19 protein-coding genes and 1 tRNA gene are annotated in these 22,835 nt (G+C 66.1%); 7 read left to right on the top strand and 13 right to left on the bottom strand.

The genetic code is table 11. From position 1 onward, the window contains the following. Positions 1-378: 378 nt before the first annotated feature. Positions 379-1,089, bottom strand: coding sequence for a hypothetical protein (locus ACFU4Z_RS12465; RefSeq protein WP_379062053.1), 711 nt, complete (start codon positions 1,087-1,089; stop codon positions 379-381). Positions 1,090-1,386: 297 nt separating this feature from the next. On the opposite strand from ACFU4Z_RS12465, the gene rfbB reads away from it, so the two are divergent. Beyond that, positions 1,387-2,400, top strand: coding sequence for a dTDP-glucose 4,6-dehydratase (gene rfbB / locus ACFU4Z_RS12460; protein WP_379062050.1), 1,014 nt, complete (start codon positions 1,387-1,389; stop codon positions 2,398-2,400). Between the two features lie 61 nt (positions 2,401-2,461). Here the strand turns inward: rfbB and ACFU4Z_RS12455 are convergent, their stop codons facing one another. The 3 genes from ACFU4Z_RS12455 to ACFU4Z_RS12445 all read right to left on the bottom strand — a co-directional run bounded on the left by ACFU4Z_RS12455 (position 2,462) and on the right by ACFU4Z_RS12445 (position 6,152). Further along, on the bottom strand, positions 2,462-3,166 hold the full coding sequence (locus ACFU4Z_RS12455; protein WP_379062048.1) for a hypothetical protein: 705 nt from the start codon (positions 3,164-3,166) through the stop codon (positions 2,462-2,464). A 323-nt stretch (positions 3,167-3,489) separates the two neighbouring features. Then, a complete protein-coding gene (locus tag ACFU4Z_RS12450; protein WP_379062045.1) occupies positions 3,490-5,166 on the bottom strand; it encodes a DUF2142 domain-containing protein in 1,677 nt (558 codons plus the stop codon). Further along, entirely contained in the window at positions 5,163-6,152 is a 990-nt protein-coding gene (locus tag ACFU4Z_RS12445) for a glycosyltransferase (protein WP_379062043.1), read from the bottom strand. The genes ACFU4Z_RS12450 and ACFU4Z_RS12445 overlap by 4 nt, the downstream gene beginning before the upstream one ends. 200 nt (positions 6,153-6,352) lie before the next feature. On the opposite strand from ACFU4Z_RS12445, the gene ACFU4Z_RS12440 reads away from it, so the two are divergent. Both ACFU4Z_RS12440 and ACFU4Z_RS12435 read left to right on the top strand, forming a co-directional pair. After that, positions 6,353-6,883, top strand: coding sequence for a GtrA family protein (locus tag ACFU4Z_RS12440; RefSeq protein ID WP_379062041.1), 531 nt, complete (start codon positions 6,353-6,355; stop codon positions 6,881-6,883). A 153-nt stretch (positions 6,884-7,036) separates the two neighbouring features. After that, a complete protein-coding gene (locus ACFU4Z_RS12435; protein ID WP_379062038.1) occupies positions 7,037-8,938 on the top strand; it encodes a glycosyltransferase in 1,902 nt (633 codons plus the stop codon). A gap of 72 nt (positions 8,939-9,010) precedes the next feature. Here ACFU4Z_RS12435 and ACFU4Z_RS12430 read toward each other — a convergent pair whose 3' ends face one another. From ACFU4Z_RS12430 to ACFU4Z_RS12400, 7 genes are all read right to left on the bottom strand, one after another. Continuing rightward, positions 9,011-9,862 carry an SDR family oxidoreductase gene (locus ACFU4Z_RS12430; protein WP_379062036.1) on the bottom strand — a complete coding sequence of 284 codons (852 nt, stop codon included), beginning with the start codon at positions 9,860-9,862 and terminating at the stop codon, positions 9,011-9,013. Between the two features lie 159 nt (positions 9,863-10,021). Continuing rightward, positions 10,022-10,708: a hypothetical protein gene (locus tag ACFU4Z_RS12425; protein ID WP_379062034.1), complete on the bottom strand. Its 687-nt coding sequence runs from the start codon at positions 10,706-10,708 to the stop codon at positions 10,022-10,024. Positions 10,709-10,763: 55 nt separating this feature from the next. Further along, positions 10,764-11,813: a ribosome small subunit-dependent GTPase A gene (gene rsgA, locus ACFU4Z_RS12420; protein WP_379062032.1), complete on the bottom strand. Its 1,050-nt coding sequence runs from the start codon at positions 11,811-11,813 to the stop codon at positions 10,764-10,766. Between the two features lie 275 nt (positions 11,814-12,088). Further along, positions 12,089-13,177: a glycosyltransferase gene (locus ACFU4Z_RS12415; RefSeq protein WP_379062030.1), complete on the bottom strand. Its 1,089-nt coding sequence runs from the start codon at positions 13,175-13,177 to the stop codon at positions 12,089-12,091. A 150-nt stretch (positions 13,178-13,327) separates the two neighbouring features. Then, positions 13,328-14,167, bottom strand: coding sequence for an ABC transporter ATP-binding protein (locus tag ACFU4Z_RS12410; protein ID WP_379062028.1), 840 nt, complete (start codon positions 14,165-14,167; stop codon positions 13,328-13,330). Positions 14,168-14,177: 10 nt separating this feature from the next. After that, positions 14,178-15,032, bottom strand: a complete 855-nt coding sequence (locus ACFU4Z_RS12405) for an ABC transporter permease (protein ID WP_379062537.1) — start codon at positions 15,030-15,032, stop codon at positions 14,178-14,180. A gap of 264 nt (positions 15,033-15,296) precedes the next feature. Further along, the gene (locus tag ACFU4Z_RS12400; RefSeq protein WP_379062026.1) at positions 15,297-15,905 is read right to left on the bottom strand and encodes a bacterial proteasome activator family protein; all 609 of its coding nucleotides are present in this window, start codon (positions 15,903-15,905) and stop codon (positions 15,297-15,299) included. 237 nt (positions 15,906-16,142) lie between these two features. On the opposite strand from ACFU4Z_RS12400, the gene ACFU4Z_RS12395 reads away from it, so the two are divergent. Next, positions 16,143-17,345, top strand: coding sequence for a cysteine desulfurase-like protein (locus ACFU4Z_RS12395; protein ID WP_379062024.1), 1,203 nt, complete (start codon positions 16,143-16,145; stop codon positions 17,343-17,345). Between the two features lie 940 nt (positions 17,346-18,285). On the opposite strand, the gene ACFU4Z_RS12390 is transcribed toward ACFU4Z_RS12395, so the two are convergent. Continuing rightward, positions 18,286-19,290 (bottom strand): NAD(P)H-quinone oxidoreductase, encoded by a 1,005-nt coding sequence (locus tag ACFU4Z_RS12390; RefSeq protein ID WP_379062021.1) that lies wholly within the window; start codon positions 19,288-19,290, stop codon positions 18,286-18,288. Between the two features lie 153 nt (positions 19,291-19,443). On the opposite strand from ACFU4Z_RS12390, the gene ACFU4Z_RS12385 reads away from it, so the two are divergent. The 3 genes from ACFU4Z_RS12385 to ACFU4Z_RS12375 all read left to right on the top strand — a co-directional run bounded on the left by ACFU4Z_RS12385 (position 19,444) and on the right by ACFU4Z_RS12375 (position 21,271). Next, positions 19,444-20,619 (top strand): lactate 2-monooxygenase, encoded by a 1,176-nt coding sequence (locus ACFU4Z_RS12385; RefSeq protein WP_379062019.1) that lies wholly within the window; start codon positions 19,444-19,446, stop codon positions 20,617-20,619. A 42-nt stretch (positions 20,620-20,661) separates the two neighbouring features. Next, positions 20,662-21,162, top strand: a complete 501-nt coding sequence (locus tag ACFU4Z_RS12380) for a MarR family winged helix-turn-helix transcriptional regulator (RefSeq protein WP_379062016.1) — start codon at positions 20,662-20,664, stop codon at positions 21,160-21,162. Positions 21,163-21,186: 24 nt separating this feature from the next. Further along, a tRNA-Ser gene (locus tag ACFU4Z_RS12375) sits at positions 21,187-21,271 on the top strand. Positions 21,272-21,299: 28 nt separating this feature from the next. Here ACFU4Z_RS12375 and ACFU4Z_RS12370 read toward each other — a convergent pair. Then, a complete protein-coding gene (locus ACFU4Z_RS12370; RefSeq protein WP_379062535.1) occupies positions 21,300-22,352 on the bottom strand; it encodes a nitric oxide synthase oxygenase in 1,053 nt (350 codons plus the stop codon). Between the last annotated feature and the right edge of the window lie 483 nt (positions 22,353-22,835).

Genomic DNA, 22,835 nt, shown 5'->3' with positions numbered 1-22,835 from the left:
TGTGTGTGTCTCGCTTTGTCTGTGCGCGCCGCTGCCCGCCGCGTGCGCGTCGCTGTGTCCCCTCTGCCGGTGTTCGCGCTTGTACACCCCCCCCCCCCGCGTCCCGGGGGCCCGCGGGGTTCATATTCCCAGGTGCGACTGCCACAACACCATTCCACGCCGACAATTGCTCGTTCTTCCATTCGGAATTGTTGCGGTGTCGATGCGCCTGGATCGCAAACTGTCAGCTGCGCTGTGTCTCTGAATTATTCATCATTCGTTCACCTGATCGGGCTTCCGGTCATTCGGTACCGCGGCTCCGTATGACAAATGCAGGCAACCCCGCTACGGCGAGTGCCGGGCGGGGTTGCGCTGTACCGGAGTTGTGCGATGCCGGTTCTACTTGGCCGGGACGAACGGCTGGTTGATGGTGGTGAAGTACTGGATCACCGCACCGATCGCCACCGGGGCGGTGATGAAGATCTGACCGAGCACAGTGCCGACCGCGCCGACCAGGGCGATACCCGCGATGCAGCCGACAGCGGCGGCGGGGATGAACGGACCGAACAGGCCGACGATGGTGCCACCGACGGCCGCGCCGCCGAGGACGCCGCCGAGCACGCAGCCGATGGCCGCGCCGCCGAGTCCGCCGACCAGGGTGCCGATGGTGGCGCCCATGGCGATGGTGTCCTTCAGGCGGTTGAAGGCGGCCACCTCACGGTCGTATTCGGACTTCCAGGGAGCCTTGTCCTCGAAGGGCAGCGCGACCGGCTTGTACGTGGCGTGCGCCATGTCCATCTGCGGGGTGAGAGTCGCGGTGCGGCCGGAGATTTCGGCGGCGATCGGGAACTCGAACTCGTCGACGCGGAACTTCAGCGGGGTGCCCGCCACCACGGTGCCGTTGGCGGCCTTGATCTTCAGTGCATCATCTTCGACAACGATCGATCCGGCATCGGTCGTCACGATCGACTGTGTTTCGGTGGCCTGGGCAGTGAAGTTGATCGGGGCGTCGGCGGCCGGGGCCGCCGGGGCCGCGTTGACGGTGCCTGCGGTGACGCCCATGGCGGCAATCAGCAGGGCCGACGTCGCGGCGAATTTCCTCATCAGCATTTGTTTTAGACCTCAGTGTGAAGCGTTCGGAGGGGACTAGACGATCGAAATCTAGATCAGCTAACGAGTGGTGAACCGGTTGTGACCTTTTATTCAAATTTTGTTCACCATTGAGACCCGAGGCCTGGTGGGGTCTTGGAAATAAGCGGATCGACTAGGGATTTTGTCGGAGAATCAAACTGGTCGCCGCACTTTTCCGCCACACGATGAGACCAAGGTCACATCGTCCAAAGGCCTCCCAGCACTGCGAAGGGCCTCGGCCGCCGACGGGCCGACCGGTGGACGTAGTGTCGTGGAGTGCGACTGCTCGTAACCGGCGGTGCCGGATTCATCGGTGCGAATTTCGTTCGACAGACCGTGGCCGAGCGCCCCGACGCGACCGTAACCGTCCTTGACGCCCTGACATACGCGGGAAATCGGGCCTCGCTCGCGCCGGTGGCCGACCGAATCGACTTCGTGCACGGCGACATTGCCGATCTGGACCTGGTCGACGAGCTCGTCAGTGGTGTCGACGTCGTCGTCCATTTCGCGGCCGAATCGCACAACGACAACTCCCTCGCCGACCCGTGGCCGTTCGTGCAGACCAATATCGTCGGCACCTACTCGCTGTTGCAGGCGGTGCGCAGGCACGAGGTGCGCTACCACCATGTCTCCACCGATGAGGTCTACGGCGACCTCACCCCGGAGGCCGCCGCGTTCGACGAGAACACCGCCTACAACCCGTCGAGCCCCTACTCCGCGACCAAGGCCTCCAGTGACCTGCTGGTGCGTGCCTGGACCCGTTCGTTCGGCGTCCGGTCGACGATCTCCAACTGCAGCAACAACTATGGGCCCTATCAGCATGTGGAGAAGTTCATCCCGCGCCAGATCACCAATCTCATCGATGGCGTCCGCCCGCGGCTCTACGGAGCCGGACATCAGGTGCGCGACTGGATCCACGTGGACGACCACAACCGGGCGGTGTGGGACATCCTCGAACGCGGCCGGATCGGCCAGACCTATCTGATCGGCGCCGACGGCGAACTCGACAACAAGTCGGTGGTGCGGATGATCCTGGAGGCGTTCGACCGCGACCCCGACGATTTCGACCACGTCACCGACCGTGCCGGTCACGACCAGCGCTATGCGATCGACGCGTCGCTGCTGCGGTCCGAACTCGGCTGGACCCCGCGCTACTCGGACTTCCGCGCGGGGCTGGCCGCGACCATCCAGTGGTACCGCGACAACGAATCGTGGTGGCGTCCGCACAAGGCGCTGACCGAGCGCGCCTACGCCGCGGCGGGCGAGACCGAGATCAGCTCGGCGCACTGATCCGACACGCGAAACCCGCCCGGCGCATCTGCCGGGCGGGTTTCGTGTGTTCGAAGGCGCGTTACTTGGCGGGCGCGACGAACGGCTGGTTGATGGTGGTGAAGTACTGGATCGCCGCACCGATGGCGACCGGGGCGGTGATGAAGATCTGGCCCGCGACGGCGCCGACGGCGCCGACCACGGCGATACCCGCGATGCAGCCGACAGCGGCGGCGGGCAGGAACGGACCGAACAGGCCGACGATGGTGCCACCGACAACCGCGCCGCCGAGCACGCCGCCGAGCACGCAACCGACAGCCGCGCCGCCGAGGCCGCCGACGAGGGTGCCGATGGTGGCGCCCATGGAGATGGTGTCCTTCAGGCGGTTGAAGGCGGCCTGCTCACGGTCGTACTCGCTCTTCCAGGGGGCCTTGTCCTCGAAGGGCAGCGCGACCGGCTTGTAGACCGCGCGATCCATGTCGAGCTGCGGGGTCAGCGTGGCGGTGCGGCCCGAAATCGCGGCGGCGATCGGGAACTCGAAGTCGTCGACCCGGAACGACAGCGGCGTTCCCGCCAGCACCGTGCCGTTGGTCGCCTTGATCTTGAAGACGCCGTCTTCGACGGTCATGGCGCCGGCATCGGTGGTGACGATGGTCGAGGTGTCGGTGGCGTTCGCGGTGAAGTTGACCGGCGCCTCGTCGGCGGGTGCGGCGTTGACGGTGCCTGCGGTCACGCCGATCGCGGCGATCAGCAGTGCCGACGTGGCGGCAAATTTCCTCATCAGCATTTCTTGAAACCTCGATGCACATTGTTCGGGGGTGGACTCCGTAATGAGAATCTAGGTCAGCTAATTCGTGGTGAATCAAACGTGATTGTTTATTAAGGTCCCGTTCATCTACTGGACCGAGCGGTCTCTGCGATGTCCGAAAAGCACTATCTGTCAGTGATTTTCATGGTCGTCCTCGGGTGGAACTGCTGGGGGACCGCAGGGCATCTCGAGACGGACATCACAACTTATCTCACGAATTGATGTGCCAATTGTGATCTAAGTGAGTATTCGGCAAATTCAAGATCGCTCTGTGGTGACCGATTGTCCGGCGATCATCACGATCAGCCCCAGACAATGGAGTAGTACTTCCACAGCGCGGCGATGAGCGCGAACGCGGTAGCCGCGATGACGGCGATCGCCGGGCCCCGCGTCGGTGTCTTGCCCTCGGAATCGGTGAGGCGCAACGGCATCCACCGCAGCAGCACAGCAAGCCCGATGATCGCCAGCGGGACGAAGTAGCGGCCCTGCACACCGTCGATGATGTAGTAGCCGACCGGCGTGAAGGACATATAGAGCGTCACGTAGATCATCGCTACGCTCGCCGCCACGGTGAGCGCGACGATCAGAGCGCGCCGAAACGTCGCGGTGGCCGGATTCATCCGCTCGGCGATGCCGGCGCTCACCGCGAAGGCGAGCAGGCAGGCCAGCATCGACAAGGCGGGCACGTCGATGTAGGAGAAGCCGAGTTCGCCGAAGAACTGGCTGAACCACCGCTCGTCCCGCAGCGCGATGCTGTCGCCGAAAGTGTTCACGAAATGCAGGGGATCGGCGAGGATGCCGTGCAACTGCTCGCCTGGCTTGACGGAATTCCACTGGTGCTGTGGGCGCATCAGGCCCATACCGTCCCCGGTCGGCGCGGCGACCTTCATCCAGGCCGCGAAGACAAGACCACCGGCGGCGGCGAATCCCCAAGGGATCCAGCGCTGCCAACCGGAGCCTGCCCACGATGCGCCGGGCGCGACGCGGGAGAATCCGAACCGATGCACCGGCACCACCACGATGAGCATCGCCAGCAGCACATACGTCGGCTTGCTTATCGGCAGCAGGATGGTCGCGGTCAGCAGCGCCGCCGTTTCCGCCCGTCCGAGCCGGTCGCCGAGGAACAGCGCTTTGACCAGCAATGCGGACACCATGATGGCCAGCGCGTTGGTCAACGTGTCGGCGGTGACCGTGCCCGACTGGAATACCGCGATCGGCAGCGCGGCCACGGTGAACGCCAGCCATTGCACCCGATGCCCGCGCAGCGCCCACAAGCCGAATCCGACGACGGTCAGGTAAGCGAAAAGTCCGGCGAGCCGGGTCAGCAGCACCATGCCGCCGACGTCGAGGCCGAACAGCTCGGAAAGTCGAATGCCGACGGCGGCAGGGATATACGGCACCGGCGAGTAGGCGGCGGTATTGGTGAACCAGACCGGTTTGGTGGCCGAGGAGACTTCCGCGTCGCCGAGCCGGTCGTAGTCGCCGGGATCGGCGACCATCGGGTCCGGCTCTTCCGGGTTGGTCGTGTAGTCCTGCATCGCATAGCCCATCAGGACAGTGATGCTGGTCGGCACGTCACCGCCGTAGGCGATGCCGCGATCGTCCTTGATCCGCTCGGGCAGGAAGCCGCCGTGGGCGACCTGGTAGGCCCTGCCGAACTGGGTGATCTCGTCATGGCCCCAGAAGGACGGCGTCACCACGGCGAACAATGCGCCGAAGAGGGTGGCCAGGAGGGTGAAGGCGACGGTCGCCGCACCGAAGCGGGCGACGATGCGCTGCGCTGTTCGGCGGACCGCGTTGCCTGTTGTGCTCGCCGGCTCGGCAGCTTCGGGCGACTTCGGTTGTGCGGCAGCGCTGTCCGAGCTCGAGGGCTGGTTCAGGGCGGGTGCTCGACCCGGCGCGCTATCGGCTGGTGTCGCGTTGTCCGCGGGCGCCGACTCTTGGTCGTCGGTCGTGGTCCGGTCGGCCGAAGTGGTCAACGGTCGGCTCCACCGTTCGCGTCACCGTGTCCGTTCGAGTGCGGGTCGTCGGCGCTGGCTGCCGAGTAGCGCAGGTAGACCAGCCGGGACGCCTCGTGCCGTGAGCGGCGGATGCCGTCCAGGATCAGGCCCGCGGTCCAAGCCAGGCTGCCGAGCAGCAGCAGCGTGAAACCGAGGAACAATGTCGGGAAGCGCGGCACCTCGTGGGTGTTGTAGAACTCGACCACTATCGGGATGGTCAAGATGATCGAGACCAGGAAGCTCAGGGTGCCGAACAGGCCGTAGAACGCGACCGGGCGTTCGTGCCTGGCAAGGCCGATGATCAGCGCCAGGATCTTGAAGCCGTCGTGATAGGTGCGCAGCTTGCTTTCGCTGCCCGCGGGCCGATCGCGGAAGCCGACGGGGACGGCGGTCTGCGGCACCCGCAGATGCAGCGAATGCACCGTCAACTCGGTCTCGATCTCGAATTCCCGCGACACGGCGGGGAAGCTCTTCACGAAGCGGCGCGAGAACACCCGGAAGCCGCTGAGCATGTCTTCGACGTTCTCGCCGAACACCTTCCCGACAACACCGTTGAGCACCTTGTTGCCGGTCTCGTGGCCCGAGCGGTATGCCGAGGCGCCCTCGTCTTCCTGCTTGCGGACGCCGAGCACATGGTCGTAGGGGCCGTCGAGCAGTGTCTTGATCATCAGCGGCGCGGCCGACGCCTCATAGGTGTCGTCGCCATCGATCATCAGATAGACATCGGCCTCGATGTCGGCGAAGGCTCGCCGCACCACATTGCCCTTGCCCTTGGTGTGCTCGGCCCGCACGATCGCCCCGGCCGCGCGCGCCCGCTCGGCGGTCGCGTCGGTACTCAGGTTGTCGTACACATAGACGACAATTCCCGGCACGGCAGCCTGCAGGTCGGCGACGACCTTGGCGACCGAAGCCTCCTCGTTGTGGCACGGGACCACGGCGGCGATACGAAGCTCGGTGGAGTCCACCCGGGTCAATCCTCGAGGTCGGCGGTGTGAATAGGAACACCGGGAGGTTACAGGGCAGCGCGGCGTAGCGCGTACCCCGGTAAGGGTCTGCGTGCGTTCGGTTCACCGAGCCTAATGCGTGCGGTCGGAGGAGTCGGGGTAGGACGTTGCGCCGGGCGGAGCGAAGGCGCGGTCCGCGCCGGCTGGGGTACCGTCGCCCGGTGTCCTACCCCGAGCAGCCCGTGTCAGCACCCGAGCGGTCCGGCTCCGTGCCACCGGTTCCGGCCGCCGAGCCGCTGGTCGCGAAAGTGATCGGCGCCCTGCGGCGCGGCGGGGCGTTCCTCGTGGTCGGTGCGATCGGGTTCCTTGTCGATGCGGGCACCTACAACCTGCTCGTGTTCTGGGGCGGGGAGGGAATTCTGTACCACTCTCCGTTGCCCGCCAAGATCATCGCGATCGCCGTGGCTACCGTGGTCACCTACTTCGGCAACAAGTGGTGGACGTTCGCGCACAAGAAGACCGGCAACCCTGGCCGTGAATATCTGCTCTACGCCGTGTTCAACGTAGCGGCCATCGGCTTGCAGCTGGGCTGTCTCGGCTTTTCCCGCTACGTGCTCGACCTGTCGACGCCGCTGTCGGACAACATTTCCGGCACCCTGATCGGGCAGATCGTCGCGGTGGTTTTCCGTTATTGGGCCTACGACAAATTCGTCTTTGTCGGCAGCCCGGCGAATGCCGAGCAACAGAAGTAATTGCGGCACCTTGGTTGCTGAACAGGCACGGGACGAGGTCGGTTGATATCCTCGCACCCGCCGCGAACGGCATCCAGGGGCTGTCTGTCCCGTCAACACCCGGAGCCAGCACCGGGAGCGCCGCCAATCGACACCGAGGATTTCGAGGACTTCATGGATCAGTCGGCTACCCAAGCCGTTACCGAAACGAACGATCGACCTTCGGCTGCTGAAGCGCCCGCCTCGCTGCGCGCCGACCATCGGGCGCCCGATCGGCTGCTGCTGCAGCGCGGCATCTTCACCGGACCATCGGCGAAGGTGAGCGACGAGCTGTATGCCGTCGTGAAGGGCCGCGCGCATCGGGAGCGACTGGCGTTACGACTGGAAAAGGGCGCGACCGCCCACACCAACACCTACTTCGGCCGGTTCGCCGCCAGCTATTGGCAGCGCTGGACCACCGTCACCGAGGTGCGGGCGACGATGGTGCTCGACGTGGCCGCCATGGCAAGGGTCCGGGTGGTCGCCTCCGATATCGCCGGGCATCGGCGGATCATCGAGACCGCCGAAATCACCGAGGACGGCCCGGTGACACTGACAGCGCCGCTGGACCAATACGTCGACGGTGGCGCGTTGTGGCTCGAGTTCGATGCCATCGGCGGCGACCTCGGGATCACCGAACTCACCTGGACCTCGGTCGCGCCCGACCATGTGCGGCCGGTGGCGATCGCGATCTGCACCTTCAACCGGGCGGCGGATTGCGCCGAAACGGTGGCCGCGCTGGCCTCGGACGCGACCGTGCTCGCCGCGATCGACGCGGTGTACGTGGTCGACCAGGGCACCGATCTGGTGGAGGACCGTCCGGTCTTCCAGAACACCCTGCCGGTCTTCGGCGACAAACTGCGCTACATCCGGCAGCCCAATCTCGGTGGTGCGGGCGGCTTCACCCGCGGCCTCTACGAGGTGTCCGCGGTGAACGAGCACGCCGATGTGATCCTGATGGACGACGACATCCTGTGCGAGCCGGAAACGGTGCTGCGGCTCAATGCCTTCGCCAATATGACGGTGGAGCCGACGCTGGTCGGCGCCCAGATGCTGTTCCTGCTGAACCCCGACTACCTCAATGTCGGCGCCGAAGAGGTGCACCTGCACGAACTCAAGCACGGGCAGAAGGTGCCGAAGGCCTTGCGCAACACCAGCATGCTCAAGCGCAACCAGGAGCGGCGCGTCGATGCGGGCTACAACGCCTGGTGGACCTGCCTCATCCCGGCGGAGGTCGTTGCCAAGATCGGTCTGCCGATCCCGATCTTCTTCCAGTGGGATGACGTCGAATACGGCGTCCGGGCCCGCGAGAACGGGTTCGTGACGGTCACCCTGCCGAACGCCGCGGTGTGGCACGCCGACTTCTACTGGAAGGACTACGACGACTGGGCGCGTTACTTCAGCACCCGTAACTCGCTCATCGTCGGTTCGATGCACGCCGATCTCGATGCCAAGGCCATCAGCCGCCAGCTGTTCCGCAGCCTGGCCGAACACCTGGTCGCCATGCAATACGGTCTGGTGCACACCACCCTGCAGGGCATCGAGGACTTCCTCCAGGGCCCGAAGGTGTTGCGCGACGGCGGAATCGAGGCGCTGGCCGCCGCCCGCACCAGCCGCGGCGACTATCCGGAGACGGCCAAACACGCGGCCGCGACCCCGCCGGTGCGCTCCGGGGATATCCAGCTGCGCAGGGCAGGCGGCGAACCGAGCCGCGCGACAGCCGTGCTGATCAAGCGCGCCATCGGCCAGTGGACCGGCCGTACCCAGCACGGCTTGATCGGCATCACCCGCGAGGACGCGCACTGGTGGCACGTCGCACTGTTCGACCATGTCGTCGTCACCGATGCCTCCCAGTCCGGCGTCCGAATCCGCCGCCGCGACAAGACGAGGGCCCGCGCCCTGCTGCTGCGCACTCTGCGCGTGCTGCGCCGCCTGCGGCGTGAACTGCCCGCCTTGCAGCAGCAGTACCGCGCCGCGGTCCCGGAGCTCACCAGCCGCGCGAACTGGGAACGCCTCTACGGCATCGAGTCCGACTAAGTCGCCGTACCACGACAGCCGAGCCGCGCCTGCCTCGCAGGTGCGGCTCGGCTGTCGTGCGTCACCGGCCGGTCAGAGGAACAGGTCGGTGGTCAGTTCGCCGTCGCCGGGGACGACGCGGTACTTGTCGAGATCGGTAATGCCATGGGCGGCAAGGACTTCATCGTCGAGGAAGAAGTTGCCGCTGGTCTCCTTCGACGGTGCGGTGAGGACCAGGTACGCGGCGTCGGCGTAGATGTCGGGGGTGCGGGAGGTGGCGACCATTTCTTCGCCGCCGAGCAGGTTCTTCACCGCGGCGGTGGCGATGGTCGTGCGCGGCCACAGCGAGTTGACCCCGATGCCGTCGCCCTTGAGCTCCTCGGCCAATCCCAGTGTGGTCAGCGACATTCCGTACTTGGCGATGGTGTAGCCCAGCGCCATGCCTGCCCACTTGGGGTCGAGGTTCAGCGGCGGCGAGAGGGTGAGGATGTGCGGGTTGCGGCCCGCCGCCGCCGACTCGCGCAGAGCCGGAATGCTGAGCTTGGAGAGCAGGAAACTGCCGCGGCAGTTGATGTCCTGCATGAGGTCGTACTTCTTCATCGAGATGGCGTCGGTGGGGGAAAGGTCGATCGCCGAGGCGTTGTTGACCACCAGGTCGATGCCGCCGAAGCGCTCGACCGTCTGGCGCACGGCCTCGGCCACCGACTCGTCGATGCGCACGTCGCCGACGAAGGGCAGCACCTGGCCGCCCGCGGCCTGCAGCTCGGCCGCCGCGGTGTGGATGGTGCCGGGAAGCTTGGGATGCGGCTGGTCGGTCTTGGCGATGAGGGTGATGTTCGCGCCGTCGGCGGCGGCCCGCTTGGCGATCTCCAGACCGATGCCGCGGCTGCCGCCCGACATGATCATCGTCTTGCCTGCGAGCGGCTTCGATCCCGGTTCCGTCATGACCTGCTCCTGTCGTCTGTGCCGCAGGTGGCGCCCCGCGGCCTTCCGCGTTTTGCACGTTAAGGGTAAACCCTGCCCCTATGCAACCAGTTGCATAGGGTGGTCGAAGAGAGGGCATCGGAACCGCGGGGTTCCGATGCCCTCGACTTCACCGGACCGTTAGATGCTCGCGATCATGACGATATTGAGCAGCATGATCAGTGCGGCTAATCCCCAGGTGATATAGAGGAACACCATGCCCGGCGTCTTCTGTGGCACCTGACCGATAGCGCCGTTGAGGAAGATGACCACGGGCGCGCGGTAATAGAACCGTGTGCCCTGCCCCTCGGCGATCGGTGCTGTGACATTGGCGGGGCCCATGTCGAACAGCCACGGGGTGCTGACCTTGACGTGGTACTGGCCCGGCCCGACGGGGATGTGATTCTGTCCCCAGCGCGTGTTCGGCACCCGCTGACCATTGACCAGGATCTTCGGCTTGGTCAATGCCAGCAGGAAGGCGACCCCCGAGTACGACGCATCGATGGTGATTCCGGGCGGCGCGGGCGGCGCACCGTAGGGCGCCTGTTGCGCGAACTGCGGTGCGGGCTGTCCGTACGGCTGCCCGTACGGTGCGGCCTGTTGCCCGAACTGCGGAGCTTGCGGCTGGCCGTAGGCAGGCTGCGGCTGGCCGTAGGCAGGTTGCGGGATCTGCGGTTGGCTTGCGTGTTGCTGATCCGGTGCGTACTGCGGCGGCGCACCGTATGGTTGCGGCGCACCGTACTGCGGTGCGGGCTGGCCGTATGCGGGCTGCCCAGGCCATTGCCCGGGCTGCTGGCCCTGAGGCGGATACCCGCCGGGGTAACTCATTCAACCCTCCCAGTTAGCGATCAATGCGAGCCGACCCTACCGTGATTCGGCCAGTTCACCGCCGCCGAGAGTTCCGCTCCTGGTAAGTCCTCCGGTGCTGCTTGGTGATGTCGCGCCAGGCTCGCTCCCGCTCGGCTTGCAGGCGTTTGTCGGTGCGGGCGGCCATCCAGGCGTTCTCGCGGGCCAGTTTGCGATAGCTGTCGACCCGGCGCTGGGTCAGCTCGCCGTTATCGATGGCCTTCTGCACCGCGCAGCCCGGTTCGCCATCGTGCGCACAATCGCCGAAACGGCATTGCTCGGCAATGGATTCCAGATCGCTGAAGGTCTTTTCGATGCCATCGGCCGCATCCCACAACCCGATGCCGCGCAATCCGGGCGTATCGATCAGCGTGCCGCCACCGGGCAGCGGTTGTAGCTCCCGGTGCACCGTCGTGTGCCTGCCCTTCTTATCGGCCGCGCGGACAGCATTGGTGGCGAACGCCTCTCGGCCGAGCAGGGCATTGGCGAGCGTCGATTTGCCCGCGCCGGAAGGGCCGATCAACGCGACGGTTCCGTCGAGCATCGCGGTGAGCACATCCAGCCCGAACCCACTGCTCGCACTGACCGCGAACACCGCAGCGCCCGGTGCGACGGCGCGCACCTCGTCGAGCGGAATATCCAGCGCCGCATCCGCTTTGGTGAGCAACACAATCGGCTGTGCATTACTTTCCCAGGCCAGTGCGAGCATCCGCTCGATGCGCCCGAGATCGACATCCCCGTCGGCCGCGGTGCAGACCAGCACGGTGTCGACATTCGCGGCGAGCACCTGCCCCTGCGACCGTCCCGATACCGCCGATCGCATGATCGCCGACCGTCGTGGCAGCAGTTGGCGCACCGTCGACTCGGCATCGACGCTCACCCAGTCACCGGTGCACAGGCCGCTGATCTCGGAATCCGATCGCGGACACCGAGCCCGGGCCTGCCCCGCAGGCGTCGCGACATCGCATTCGCTGCGGTCCATTCGAATCACCCGCGCGGGCACGCACCCATCCGTGATGAGCGCCTCGTATTCAGTAGCTACGGTTTCGGTCCAGCCGTAAGGGACAAGCAGGTCATAGTCGACCATGATGGAAGGAATCCTTCGTCGAGCACCGAGCCCGACCAGGGCTCAGCGAATGGAGTGAGAGGTGGAGGTCCGTCCGGCGGCGCGCAGTCGCGCGGCTCGCCCGGGCATGACAATCCGAAGCTCGGTAGTCACGCGGCCCACCTCCTCACCCATCTCGTCGAAGTTCCCCAACACACTGACAGCTGCGCCCAGCCCCGCGCAACCTATTTTTCCCGCGCCGAAGCGCGTGCGCGGTTGGGCGCGGGCATGGGGTGCGGCGGTCGGGTGCTACGAGGTCAGCGTTTGTCCGGCTTGCCGAACTGCTCGTTGCGGCCGAGGCTGCGCAGGTGGAACCATTCGCGCAGGCCGGCGGGGTCGCGGCGGGTGACGAGGAAGAACCAGGAGAAGCGGATCCATTCCTGGGGGAGCAGCTTTCGCATACCGGGCTGTGCCATCAGGTAGCCGCGGTTGCGGTAGGTGAAGTAGCGCTTCACCGGGTCATCGGGGTACTGGGTGTGCATGCGGCCGCCGAGGATCGGCTTGAATTCGGCGGCGCCATTGGGATGTAGGTAGGCCGTTTGTAGGCAGGTGCCGAAAGGTAGGCCGGAGCGGACCAGACGGCGGTGCACCTCGACCTCGTCGCCGCGGACGAAAAGGCGCAGATCGGGTACGCCGATCACGTCGACCGCCTTGGCGGAGATGAGGGCGCCGTTGAACAGGGAGGCGATACCGGGCAGGAAGTCCTCGTCGCCCAGTTCGGAACGCAGCCGCCGCCACACCACGCCGCGGCGCAGCGGGAAGGCGAGCCGATCCGGTTCGTCGATATCGCAGACCACGGGCGAGACCTCGGAAAGGCCGTGCCGGGCAGCGCAATCCAGCAGGATGGACAGCACCTCGGGGCCCTCGGGCCTGCCGTCGTCGTCGGCGAGCCACACCCAGTCCGCGCCCTGGGTGAGCGCGTGCAGCATGCCGAGCGCGAAACCGCCCGCGCCACCGAGGTTGTGCGCCGATCCCAGGTAGGTCGATTCGATCGGCTGCTGCCGGACGAGCTCGGCGACCTCGGGCTCGTTGCCGTTATCGATCACGATCAGGTGATCCACCGGCCGCGACTGGGAGGTGACGACTTTCAGCGATTCCGCGAGCAGCTCACGCCGCTTATGTGTGACTACGACCGCGATGATCCTGGCGTCTGGGCCGGTACCGGTGGGAGTGAATTCGGCGGGAGCGGTCGCCGGCGCCGCATCGATCGCGGTTGCCTCGACCGTCTGCGCCGCATCGATCGAGGCATCAGCCGCAGCCGCGGTCTCGGAGGTGTCCTGCGGCGTATCGACCGGAGACTGCCCCTCTGCGACGATCGGGGATTGCTGCCCGGTCGATTCGCTCATGCCTCCGCCTCGCTGACGCTCGGCTCCGGCATGCGCGGTGCGCACTGGCACACGATTCGCTCGCTGCGCTCGCTCATGCCTCCGCCTCGCTGACGCTCGACTCCGGCATGCGCGGTGCGCACTGGCACACGATTCGCTCGCTGCGCTCGCTCATGCCTGATTCCGCTCCAATTCTCGTTCGGTGCCCATTGTCCGCTCGGCTTCCATTTCGCGCAGCACGGTGGCGACGTGGTTTCCCGCGTCCGGTCCTTCGTACGCGCGCACGACTTCTTCGATACCGCCGCGCAAACGGATCTGCCCGTGGTCGATCCACATGGCGGTATCGCAGAGTTGCGCGAGGAATTCATTGGAATGACTGGCGAACACCAGGATGCCGGACCTGGCCACCAAGGACTGCAACCGAATGCGGGCTTTCTTCATGAATTCGGCGTCCACCGCGCCGATGCCCTCGTCCAGCAGCAGGATTTCCGGGTCGATCGAGGTGACAACTCCCATGGCCAGGCGAACCCGCATACCCGTCGAATAGGTGCGCAGCGGCATGGACAGATACTCGCCGAGTTCGGTGAAATCGGCGATCTCATCGATCTTGGACAGCATCTGCTTACGTGTCTGCCCGAGGAAAAGGCCGCGGATGATGATGTTCTCGTAGCCGGAAATCTCCGGGTCCATGCCGACGCCGAGGTCGAACACCGGCGCCACCCGGCCACGGATGCGCGCACTGCCGCGCGAGGGCTCGTAGATTCCCGAAAGCAACCGCAGCAGGGTCGATTTGCCCGCGCCGTTGTGCCCGACAAGGCCGATCCTGTCGCCTTCCTTCAGCGAAAGCGTGATGTCGCGCAATGCCTCGACGACCACGACATCGGACTGATTGCGTCCGATCGCGCCGCCCGCCTTACCGAGGAACGCCTTCTTCAGCGACCGCGATTTGGCGTCGAAAATCGGGAACTCGACCCACGCCTGGCGGGTTTCGATACTCACATGGTCGGTCATCGAGCCCCTCCTAAACCCAGTACGGCACGCGTGAACGGAACTGCTTCATCGCGAAGATCGCCACGATCCAGCCGATCACGGTGATGGCGCCGACGATCACCCAGTGGTACAGATGCTGATCGTCGCCGAGCAACGGCGCACGGATGATCTCCAGGTAATGGAACGTCGGGACGATTTCCGCGAGTTTCGCGCGCTCGCTGACCTGGCCGCCCTGCGCCTCCAGGCTTTTCGTATTCCACATGACCGGAGTCAGCACGAACAGCATCAGCGTGAGGCTGCCGAGGATCGGCGCGATATCGCGGTAGCGAGTGCTGAAGATGCCGAACACGATCGACACCCACATCGCGTTGAGGAACAGCAGCCCGAGTGCGGGGATGGCGAAGATCGCGGTCCAGTGCAGTTTCTCCCAGACACCGAATGCGACCAGCACAACCAGATAAATCAGCATGTTGTGCGCGAAGAACAGCAACTGCCGCCACACCAGGCGATAGACATGCACGCTCAGCGCCGAGGGGAGCTGTTTGATCAGTCCCTCGTTGGCGATGAACACATCAGAGCCCTCGAGGATGCTCGCGTTGATCACATTCCAGACGATGATGCCTACGGCCACATAGGGCAGGTAGTCCTTGATCGGCTGATCGAGCAGCGCCGCGTACAGCAGGCCGATCGCCGCGGCCTGCACGCCGGTCGCGATGGTGATCCAGAACGGCCCGAGCACCGAACGACGATAGCGCTGCTTGATGTCCTGCCAGCCGAGCGACAGCCATAGTTCGCGCTGCGAAAAGCCACTGCGGAAATCCTTGAAGGCGCGCTGGAAGGTCTGCGAATCCGACACGATCGGCGTCTCGACCGCGACGGACTCCACTGCGGAAGCGTCGTCTGCCGATGTGGTCGGCTGCTCGTCGGGGGTCACCGGATTCTCATTCGCTGACTTCTCGTTCGCGTCTTCCACCGAAGTCTCCGCGGAAGGCTCGTCGGAAAGTGCTTGGCTGGTATCTGAACGCACTGGGCTCTCTTCAGGACGCCCCGGGTCGACAGCGGAAACCGAGTCGGGACGAGCGGCAGCGGCGGGCACGGTGCCCGAGCCTACCCTCGTAAATTCCGGTCGGCCCGCGTGGCCACGCGGGGTCTACAGATACTGTCCGGTTCCGCCGGTGGTCTGGCCCGGTGCACCACCTCGCGGGTCGACCGCATGGATGCCGGGCGGCAGCGCGCCCTGACGCATCTGTTCCAGCTGGGCGCGTGCCGCCATCTGCTGCGCGAAGAGCGCGGTCTGGATGCCGTGGAACAGTCCTTCCAGCCAGCCGACCAGCTGCGCCTGGGCGATGCGCAGTTCGGCGTCGGTGGGGATGGCGTCGTCGGTGAACGGCAGCGTGAGCCGCTCGAGCTCGTCGCGCAGTTCGGGAGCGAGGCCCTGTTCCAGCTCGCGGACCGAGGATTTGTGGATCTCGCGCAGCCGGGTGCGGCTCGCGTCGTCCAGCGGTGCGGCGCGTACCTCTTCCAGCAGCTGTTTGATCATGGTGCCGATACGCATGACCTTCGCGGGCTGCTCGACCATGTCGGCGAGCGATTCGCCGGCGTCGTCGCTGTCATCCGACGCGTCGGATTTCTTGTCGCTGTCGGTGACAACCTGCGCGGTGAAGGGCGAGTCCGATCCGGCCTCCGCGGGGGCGGCCAGCGGTCGGCCATCGGGTCCGATCACGACGATGGATTCCGGTGCCTCATCCGATTGCGTCATGATCCCTATCATGTCGCGTCTGCCGCGAACACGCTAAGGCGGGCGGTCGGGGTCGCCGGAGTCCGTGCCGCGGCGGTGCGCAGGCGTTCTATTCTGTTCGGGTCGTGTGGTTCGGATTTGCTGAAAGTCGGTTGCCATGCTGAGTCCCAGGTCGTCACGCTCGTGCCTGCTGGTGTCCTTCCCCTCGAGAGGGAACGCGGTTACACAGCCTCGCCCGCTGCCCTTAGAGTGGCCAACATGACTTACGACGTCGCGAGGGTTCGGGGCCTGATACCGTCCCTGGGCGACGGCTGGATCCATCTCGACCCGCAAGCGGGCATGCTGGTCCCGGATTCGGTATCTCGTGCCGTTTCAACAGGTTTCCGCACCTCATCGTTTTCGCATATCGGACGCAACGGCGCCGCTGTGCGCAGCGCCGCGATTCTGGACGCGGCCCGTGAGGCCGTCGCGGACCTGGTCGGCGGCGATCCGGCGGGTGTGGTGCTCGGACCGGACCGGGCGGTGCTGCTGGCCTGGTTGGCGGAGTCGCTGAGTTCGCGCCTCGGGCTGGGCACCGGGATTGTGCTGTCGCGCTTGGACGACGAGGCCAATGTCGCGCCGTGGCTGCGGATCGCGAACCGCTACGGCGCACATGTGCGCTGGGCCGAGGTCGAGATCGAGACCTGCGAGATGCCTTCTTGGCAGTTCGAGGAATTGATCGGGCCGACCGCCCGCCTCGTCGCGCTCACCGCGGCATCGCCGATCGTCGGATCCGCGCCCGCGGTCCGGGTCGCCGCGGACCGTGTGCACGAGGTGGGCGGTCTGCTCGTCGCCGACGCCTTCGGTGCGTCGCCGTACGCGCTCATAGATATCGACGAGCTCAATGCCGACGTCGTCGCGCTCAGCGCCCCCGCATGGGGTGGCCCGCAGATCGGCGCGCTGGTGTTCCGTGATCCCGCGTTCCTGGACCGGATTCCGTCGATGTCGTTGAATCCGTATGCGAAGGGCGCCGAGCGGCTCGAGGTGGGCGGCCACCAGTACGCACTGCTCGCCGGGCTCACCACCTCGATCGACTTCCTCGCCGGGCTCGACGAGCGTGCCACCGGCACCCGCCGCGAGCGCCTGGAGATGTCGATCACCTCGCTGCAGGACTACCACGATCAGCTCTTCGAGCACATGATGGACGTGCTCGACAAGATCCCCAACCTGACCGTTATCGGCCGCGCTTCCACTCGCATACCGACCGTCAGCTTCACCCTCGCCGGAATGCAAGCCGAGAAGGTCGCCGCCAAGCTGGCCGACAACCGGATCGGCACCCTCAGCGGCGTCCACGGCGGCAGCCGCCTGCTGGACGCGCTCGGTGTCAACGATGAAGGCGGCGCGGTGACCGTCGGCCTCGCCCCGTACACCACCAAGTTCGAGATCGACCAACTCGGCAGGGCACTCGCCGCCCTCGAGTGACCATGGTCGACCGGGTGATGCCCGCGCCCGTGGTTCGGCAACTACCTGTGAACAGACGCGGGGCATGTCCGCCATGCCGGAGCAAGAGGTTACAAGGCGGCGATGAGGGCGATACCGATTGCCAGTGCTGTGGCGCAGGCCGCGCATCCACGCAGGATTGCGTTGGGGTAGCTGGTGCCGGCGATGCGGCTGAGTATCCCGCCAACCAAGCCGCAGATGACCGCGACTGCGAGCAACAAACACAGGGTGAGAGCGGTTGCTTGTGAATCCTGGGACTCGTGGACATGGTTGGCAATCGGCTGCATGGCGGCGCACGGCGATCCAACGCATGGATTGTCCGCATGCGTAGGTTGGGCTACGTTGACCAAAGAGTACTCCCGAGCGTTCGGATGGTTTGGTGATCATTTCGGCTCGCAACGAGACTCTGTGGCCGCCCCGGTCCTGGCAGGGAAACCCGGGGCGGCCAGTGCTTTTCGGGCCTCGTTCAAGCTGCAAGCGACCCTACGCCGCAACGCGGCGGTTCGTAAAAGCACTGACATCCGAAATGACGATGGTCAACAAATCCCGGCGCATTTGCATGTGAGCTGGATCACTGTTGCCGTGGCTGTGGCTCGGGCCCGGAGCTGCCCGCATAGCCGCTGTTCAGGGCGGTTATGAACGGATGTTCGACAGTTGCTAGAAACTTGCTGAGCAGTGATGCGATTACCGTAGCAATGTGTGCTACACCACATTTGATGATGCTTAGCCGGATTGGTCACATTCGCCCAGTAGCGACCTACTGGCTACCCAACATCTGGTACAGCGTCTGGTTCGGTTTCGCCGTCGGGCAAGACCCGCTTGCCGGCGGTCAGGGATCACCCAGGAGACCGCGAAATAGCCGAACCGAAAGCGGTTCCGGGTCGCTGATCCGGCTGACCCGACCGGATCTCGGCCCCGGCTGTCAGATGTCGCGGACGCGCAGGAGCACTTTTCCGAAGGTCTCGGCGGAATCGAGCATCCGGTGGGCCTCGGGGGCGTCCTCGATCGGGATCTCCGCATGGATGACCGGCACGATGGTGCCGTCGGCGATCAGCGGCCAGACCTGGCGGTTCAGATCGGCGATGATCGTGGCCTTGCTGTGGTTGCCGGTGGCGGGTCTGTTGCGCACGTTGTTCGCGTGGATGCTGCCCCATTTGCCGAGCAGCGCAGCCAGATTCAGTTCGCCGCTGACGCCGCCCTGCATGCCGATGACGACCAGGTGGCCGTGCTGGGCGAGTGCCGCCACGTTGCGCGGCAGGTAGGCGGCGCCCATGTTGTCGAGGATGATATCGGCGCCGGGGCCGCCCGCGCCGGACTCCTCGGCGCGGATCCGCGCGACGAAGTCGTCGTCGCGATAGTTGATCAGCACGCTCGCGCCGAGCTCCTTGCAGCGCTCCAGCTTCTGCTGCGACCCCGCGGTCACCGCGACCCGCGCACCTCGGGTCACCGCCAACTGGATGGCGTGGGTGCCGATTCCGCTGCCACCGCCGTGGATGAGCACCAGCTGGCCGGCGTGCAGGCCCGCCGTCGTGACGAGGTTCGACCACACCGTCGCGGCCACCTCGGGCAAGCCGGCCGCCGCACCGAGATCCAGTCCGTCGGGCACCGCAAGCAGCTGCGTCGCTGCCACCACGACCCGTTCGGCGTAACCGCCGCCGGACAGCAGCGCGCACACGCGATCGCCGACGTGCCAGTCGCGCACACCCTCGCCGAGTTCCGCGATCACGCCGGAGACTTCCAGGCCGATGATCTCGCTCGCGCCGGGCGGCGGCGGATAGAAACCCTGGCGTTGCAACAGATCCGCGCGATTGACACCGGCCGCGGCCACCTCGATCAGCACCTCACCATGCCCCGGCGCCGGGTCAGGAGCCGCCGTCCACTCCATCACCTCGGGCCCGCCGAAACCGTTCAGGTTGATTGCACGCACCTGACCCATATTGCCGGGTGCGCCGTCGGACTGGACGCGGGGCGGCATATTCGAGTCGTCGGCTCGGCAACTGTGACACCGCGCCGGATACTCGGCGCACCCAATCCGACGAGCATCCTGCGCGAACGGATCGAACGGACTACCGTCCCACCCGTGACCGGCTTCGTCGACTTCCAGAACGAGATCTACCTGGGTGGACTCGGTGGTTCGGTGCCCGAATTGCCGATGACGGCCGCGGGATTGGAGCAGCGAGCACAACAGCTGCTCGACCCGGCCGCCTTCGCGTACGTGGCGGGCAGCGCGTCGTCGGAACGGACGGCCGCGGCCAACCGCAGCGCGTTCGATCGGCATCGGATCGTGCCGCGGATGCTGCGCGGCACCTCGGGGCCGGGGGCGCGCGATCTGTCGGTGGAGGTGCTCGGCACCCGATTGGCCGCCCCGGTGCTGACCGCGCCCGTTGGCGTGCTCGAGCTGCTGCACGAGCGCGGTGAGGTGGTCGTCGGCGAGGTCACCAAGGAACTCGGCGTCGGCACGGTGCTGTCGACGGCGGCCTCCTCGACCATCGAGGAGGTCGGCACGGCGGCGGGCGAGTGGTGGTATCAGCTGTATTGGCCCAGCGATGACGAGCTCGCGCGTTCGTTCGTCGCCCGCGCCGAGCGTGCGGGCGCCAAGGCGATCGTCGTCACCGTCGACACCCCGAATCTCGGCTGGCGGCCACGCGATCTGGAGGTCGCGCATCTGCCGTTCCTGCACGGCAAGGGCATCGCCAACTATCTGTCCGATCCGGTCTTCCGCGCGAAACTGCCGACGCCGCCGGAAGAGAGCGAGGACGCGATGCGGGCGGCCATCCTGACCTGGGCCGGCGTGTTCGGCAACCACACCCTGCGTCCGGCCGACCTCGCCCGGCTGCGTGAATGGACCGATCTGCCGATCGCGGTGAAGGGCATCCTGCACCCCGACGATGCCCGCCAGGTCGTCGACGCCGGCGCCGACGCGGTAGTGGTGAGCAATCACGGCGGCCGCCAGGTGGACGGCTCGATCGCCGCGCTGGACGCCTTGCCCGCCGTGGTCGCGACCATCGGCGACCGCGCCGACGTGCTGTTCGATTCCGGCGTGCGCACCGGCTCGGACCTGCTGATCGCGCTGGCGCTCGGTGCGAAGGCGGTGCTGTACGGCAGGCCGTGGGCCTACGGTCTCGGCATCGCGGGGCGGGCGGGCGTGCGCCACGCGCTACGCGTGCTGCTGGCCGATTTCGACTCCGCGCTCGGCCTTTCCGGCTGCGCGAGTCCGGGCGAGCTGGACCGATCGTTCGTCGCGACCGCACGCTGACCCCGACGCGGCCTGGATTTCCCCAGTTCAGCCGGGCTTAGAATGGACAATGTGCATCCCGAACCGAGCTGTCGCGTGCCCGCCGAGCCGAATTGGCTCGACCCGGCGCAGGCGCGCGCATGGCGGGCCTACATGGATGGCCACCAGCGCCTGATGGCAGCGCTGAATCGGCAGCTGCAACGCGACAGTGATCTCAGCCTCGCCGAATACCGGATCCTGGTCCTGCTGTCGGAGGCGCCCGGTCGATCGCTGCGCATGAGCGAGCTCGCCGACGGCGTGCTCTCGTCCCGGAGCAGGCTGACCCATCAGATCCGCCGCATGGAAGTCCAGCGCATGGTGCGCCGCAACACCTGCCTCGAGGACGGCCGCGGAGTGCTGGCCGAACTCACCGAGGAGGGCATGCGCAGACTGGAGGCGGCGGCCCCCGGGCACGTCGACGCCGTCCGCCGCGACTTCATCGGCCTGCTGACACCCACTCAACTGGAAGCGATCGGCGAGGCCTTCGCGTGCATCGACCAGGTGATCGGGGAGCGTGCCGGCTGACCCGTCCGCTACGATCGTGACCCTGGAGACGTGGCAGAGCGGCCGAATGCACTCGCCTTGAAAGCGAGCGTCGCGAGAGCGACCGGGGGTTCAAATCCCTCCGTCTCCGCAAAAGTCGGGTCATTCGTCCCTCGCCGTCAGCTACGCCGGACGAAATTCGGGCGGATGTCGAGGTCCGGCGGGTCGTAGTACCGATGGAAGGTGGGGGTCAGTCCCGCGGAGATCGGGGGGTTGACCCAGGTCCAGTCGGTGGGACACGCGCGGCCCGCGGCCTCTTCGCGCTCGACGTGGTCACAGAACTGTTTGGCGACAGTGTGGTGGTCGACGATATAGACGCCGGATCTGCGGAAGCTGTGCAGCACTGCCCGATTCAGTTCGACGAGGGCTTGGTCACGCCACAGCGTGCGTTCGTGGCGAGTGTCCAGACCCATCATCTCGCCGATCAGCGGGAGCATGTTGTAGCGGTTGGTGTCGCTGAGGTTGCGCGCACCGATTTCCGCGCCCATGTACCAGCCGTTGAACGGGGCGAACGGGTAGGTGATGCCGCCGATCTCCAGGTTCATATTCGAAACCGCGGGCACCGCATGCCATTTCAGGCCGAGCCCGGCGAACCAGTCGAAGTCGGGGTGTTCGAGCTCGACCTCCCGTGCCAGCTCGGGCGGGACATCGAACCAGCGGATCGGCTCGTCGGGCGTGCTGATGAGCACCGGCAGAATGTCGAAAGGTGTTCGCGCGCCGCGCCAACCGAGCTTTGTCGCGAACTCGGTGAGCGCGACATTGGCCGCATCGCCGGTGACCGAGCCGTCGCCATTGCGATATCCCGCATAGCGGATCAATTGTGGACTGACGATGCGGAATTCGCGTCCGTCGGCCTGGCGTGGCGGGCCGACGGTGATCATCGACTGGACCGCGCCGCCATTGGTGGCCATGTGCAGATGCTGCCAGCAGACCTCGGCGAGCTCCCGGGCCGAGCGCACTCGCCGCGCATCGAGCAGTTTCAGCGACCGCCAGTGTTTCCGGCCGACACAGCGGGCGTGGTTGCGCCACGCGAGTTTGGCTCCGATCAGGATTTCCTCGGCCGTCTGCTGGTAGCCGCCGACCTGCTCTAGCTGTTCCAGTGCGCTGCGACGGCGGTGCGTCGACAGGTGGGCCAGTTCGGGCCTGCGGAAGAATTCGTCGCATTCACGCATGCGCCGCCGTAGCTCGAGGTTGAAAGGCTCGGTATCGGTAGGGGTTTCGAGCGTGTTGTCGAGCGACGCTGCGGGTAGCACTTGTTTCACAGTTTTCTCCGGTCGGGCATCAGGTGCTGCGGCCAAACAGACAGACATCTTTCGAGCAGAGATTCGCGCACGTAGGCGCAGTGGATCCCGATGACATCCGGTGGACCGCGAGATAACTCGCGGATTGCGGCGGTCACGCGGCGGGCCTCGTGGTGGCCGACCGATGGCGCGGGGCGAGCGACTGGTTCGCCGCAGGCGCACATCGCAGCGTGACCTCGCTGCCGGTGTTTGCTCACTGCGATCATGCTCGTCCCAATCGACGGCTGAAAAGACCCGTGTAGCAGCGTACGACCGGTGTGCTGGTCGTGTGCCTGGATTGGCGGTTTTGGCTGCGCGTGAGCGGCGGGCTGTTCTGATCCGGCATGTCGCAGTACGGTCGATCGGTTCGGCTCG

Source organism: Nocardia sp. NPDC057440, from assembly GCF_042802915.1.
In the GTDB taxonomy this organism is placed as follows: domain Bacteria; phylum Actinomycetota; class Actinomycetes; order Mycobacteriales; family Mycobacteriaceae; genus Nocardia.
The sequence above is the reverse complement of the archived record's forward strand: the minus strand, read 5'-3'. Positions and strand labels throughout refer to the sequence as shown.

Bases quoted from the DNA above. Each gene is read 5' to 3' on its own strand.
- ACFU4Z_RS12455 (WP_379062048.1), bottom strand. From the start codon at position 3,166: ATGCTGATGAGGAAATTTGCCGCCACGTCGGCACTGCTGATCGCCGCG.
- ACFU4Z_RS12425 (WP_379062034.1), bottom strand. From the start codon at position 10,708: ATGAGTTACCCCGGCGGGTATCCGCCTCAGGGCCAGCAGCCCGGGCAA.
- ACFU4Z_RS12395 (WP_379062024.1), top strand. From the start codon at position 16,143: ATGACTTACGACGTCGCGAGGGTTCGGGGCCTGATACCGTCCCTGGGC.
- rsgA (WP_379062032.1), bottom strand. From the start codon at position 11,813: ATGGTCGACTATGACCTGCTTGTCCCTTACGGCTGGACCGAAACCGTA.
- ACFU4Z_RS12400 (WP_379062026.1), bottom strand. From the start codon at position 15,905: ATGACGCAATCGGATGAGGCACCGGAATCCATCGTCGTGATCGGACCC.
- ACFU4Z_RS12415 (WP_379062030.1), bottom strand. From the start codon at position 13,177: ATGAGCGAATCGACCGGGCAGCAATCCCCGATCGTCGCAGAGGGGCAG.
- ACFU4Z_RS12380 (WP_379062016.1), top strand. From the start codon at position 20,662: ATGGACAATGTGCATCCCGAACCGAGCTGTCGCGTGCCCGCCGAGCCG.
- ACFU4Z_RS12465 (WP_379062053.1), bottom strand. From the start codon at position 1,089: ATGCTGATGAGGAAATTCGCCGCGACGTCGGCCCTGCTGATTGCCGCC.
- ACFU4Z_RS12410 (WP_379062028.1), bottom strand. From the start codon at position 14,167: ATGACCGACCATGTGAGTATCGAAACCCGCCAGGCGTGGGTCGAGTTC.
- ACFU4Z_RS12435 (WP_379062038.1), top strand. From the start codon at position 7,037: ATGGATCAGTCGGCTACCCAAGCCGTTACCGAAACGAACGATCGACCT.
- ACFU4Z_RS12370 (WP_379062535.1), bottom strand. From the start codon at position 22,352: ATGCGTGAATGCGACGAATTCTTCCGCAGGCCCGAACTGGCCCACCTG.
- ACFU4Z_RS12430 (WP_379062036.1), bottom strand. From the start codon at position 9,862: ATGACGGAACCGGGATCGAAGCCGCTCGCAGGCAAGACGATGATCATG.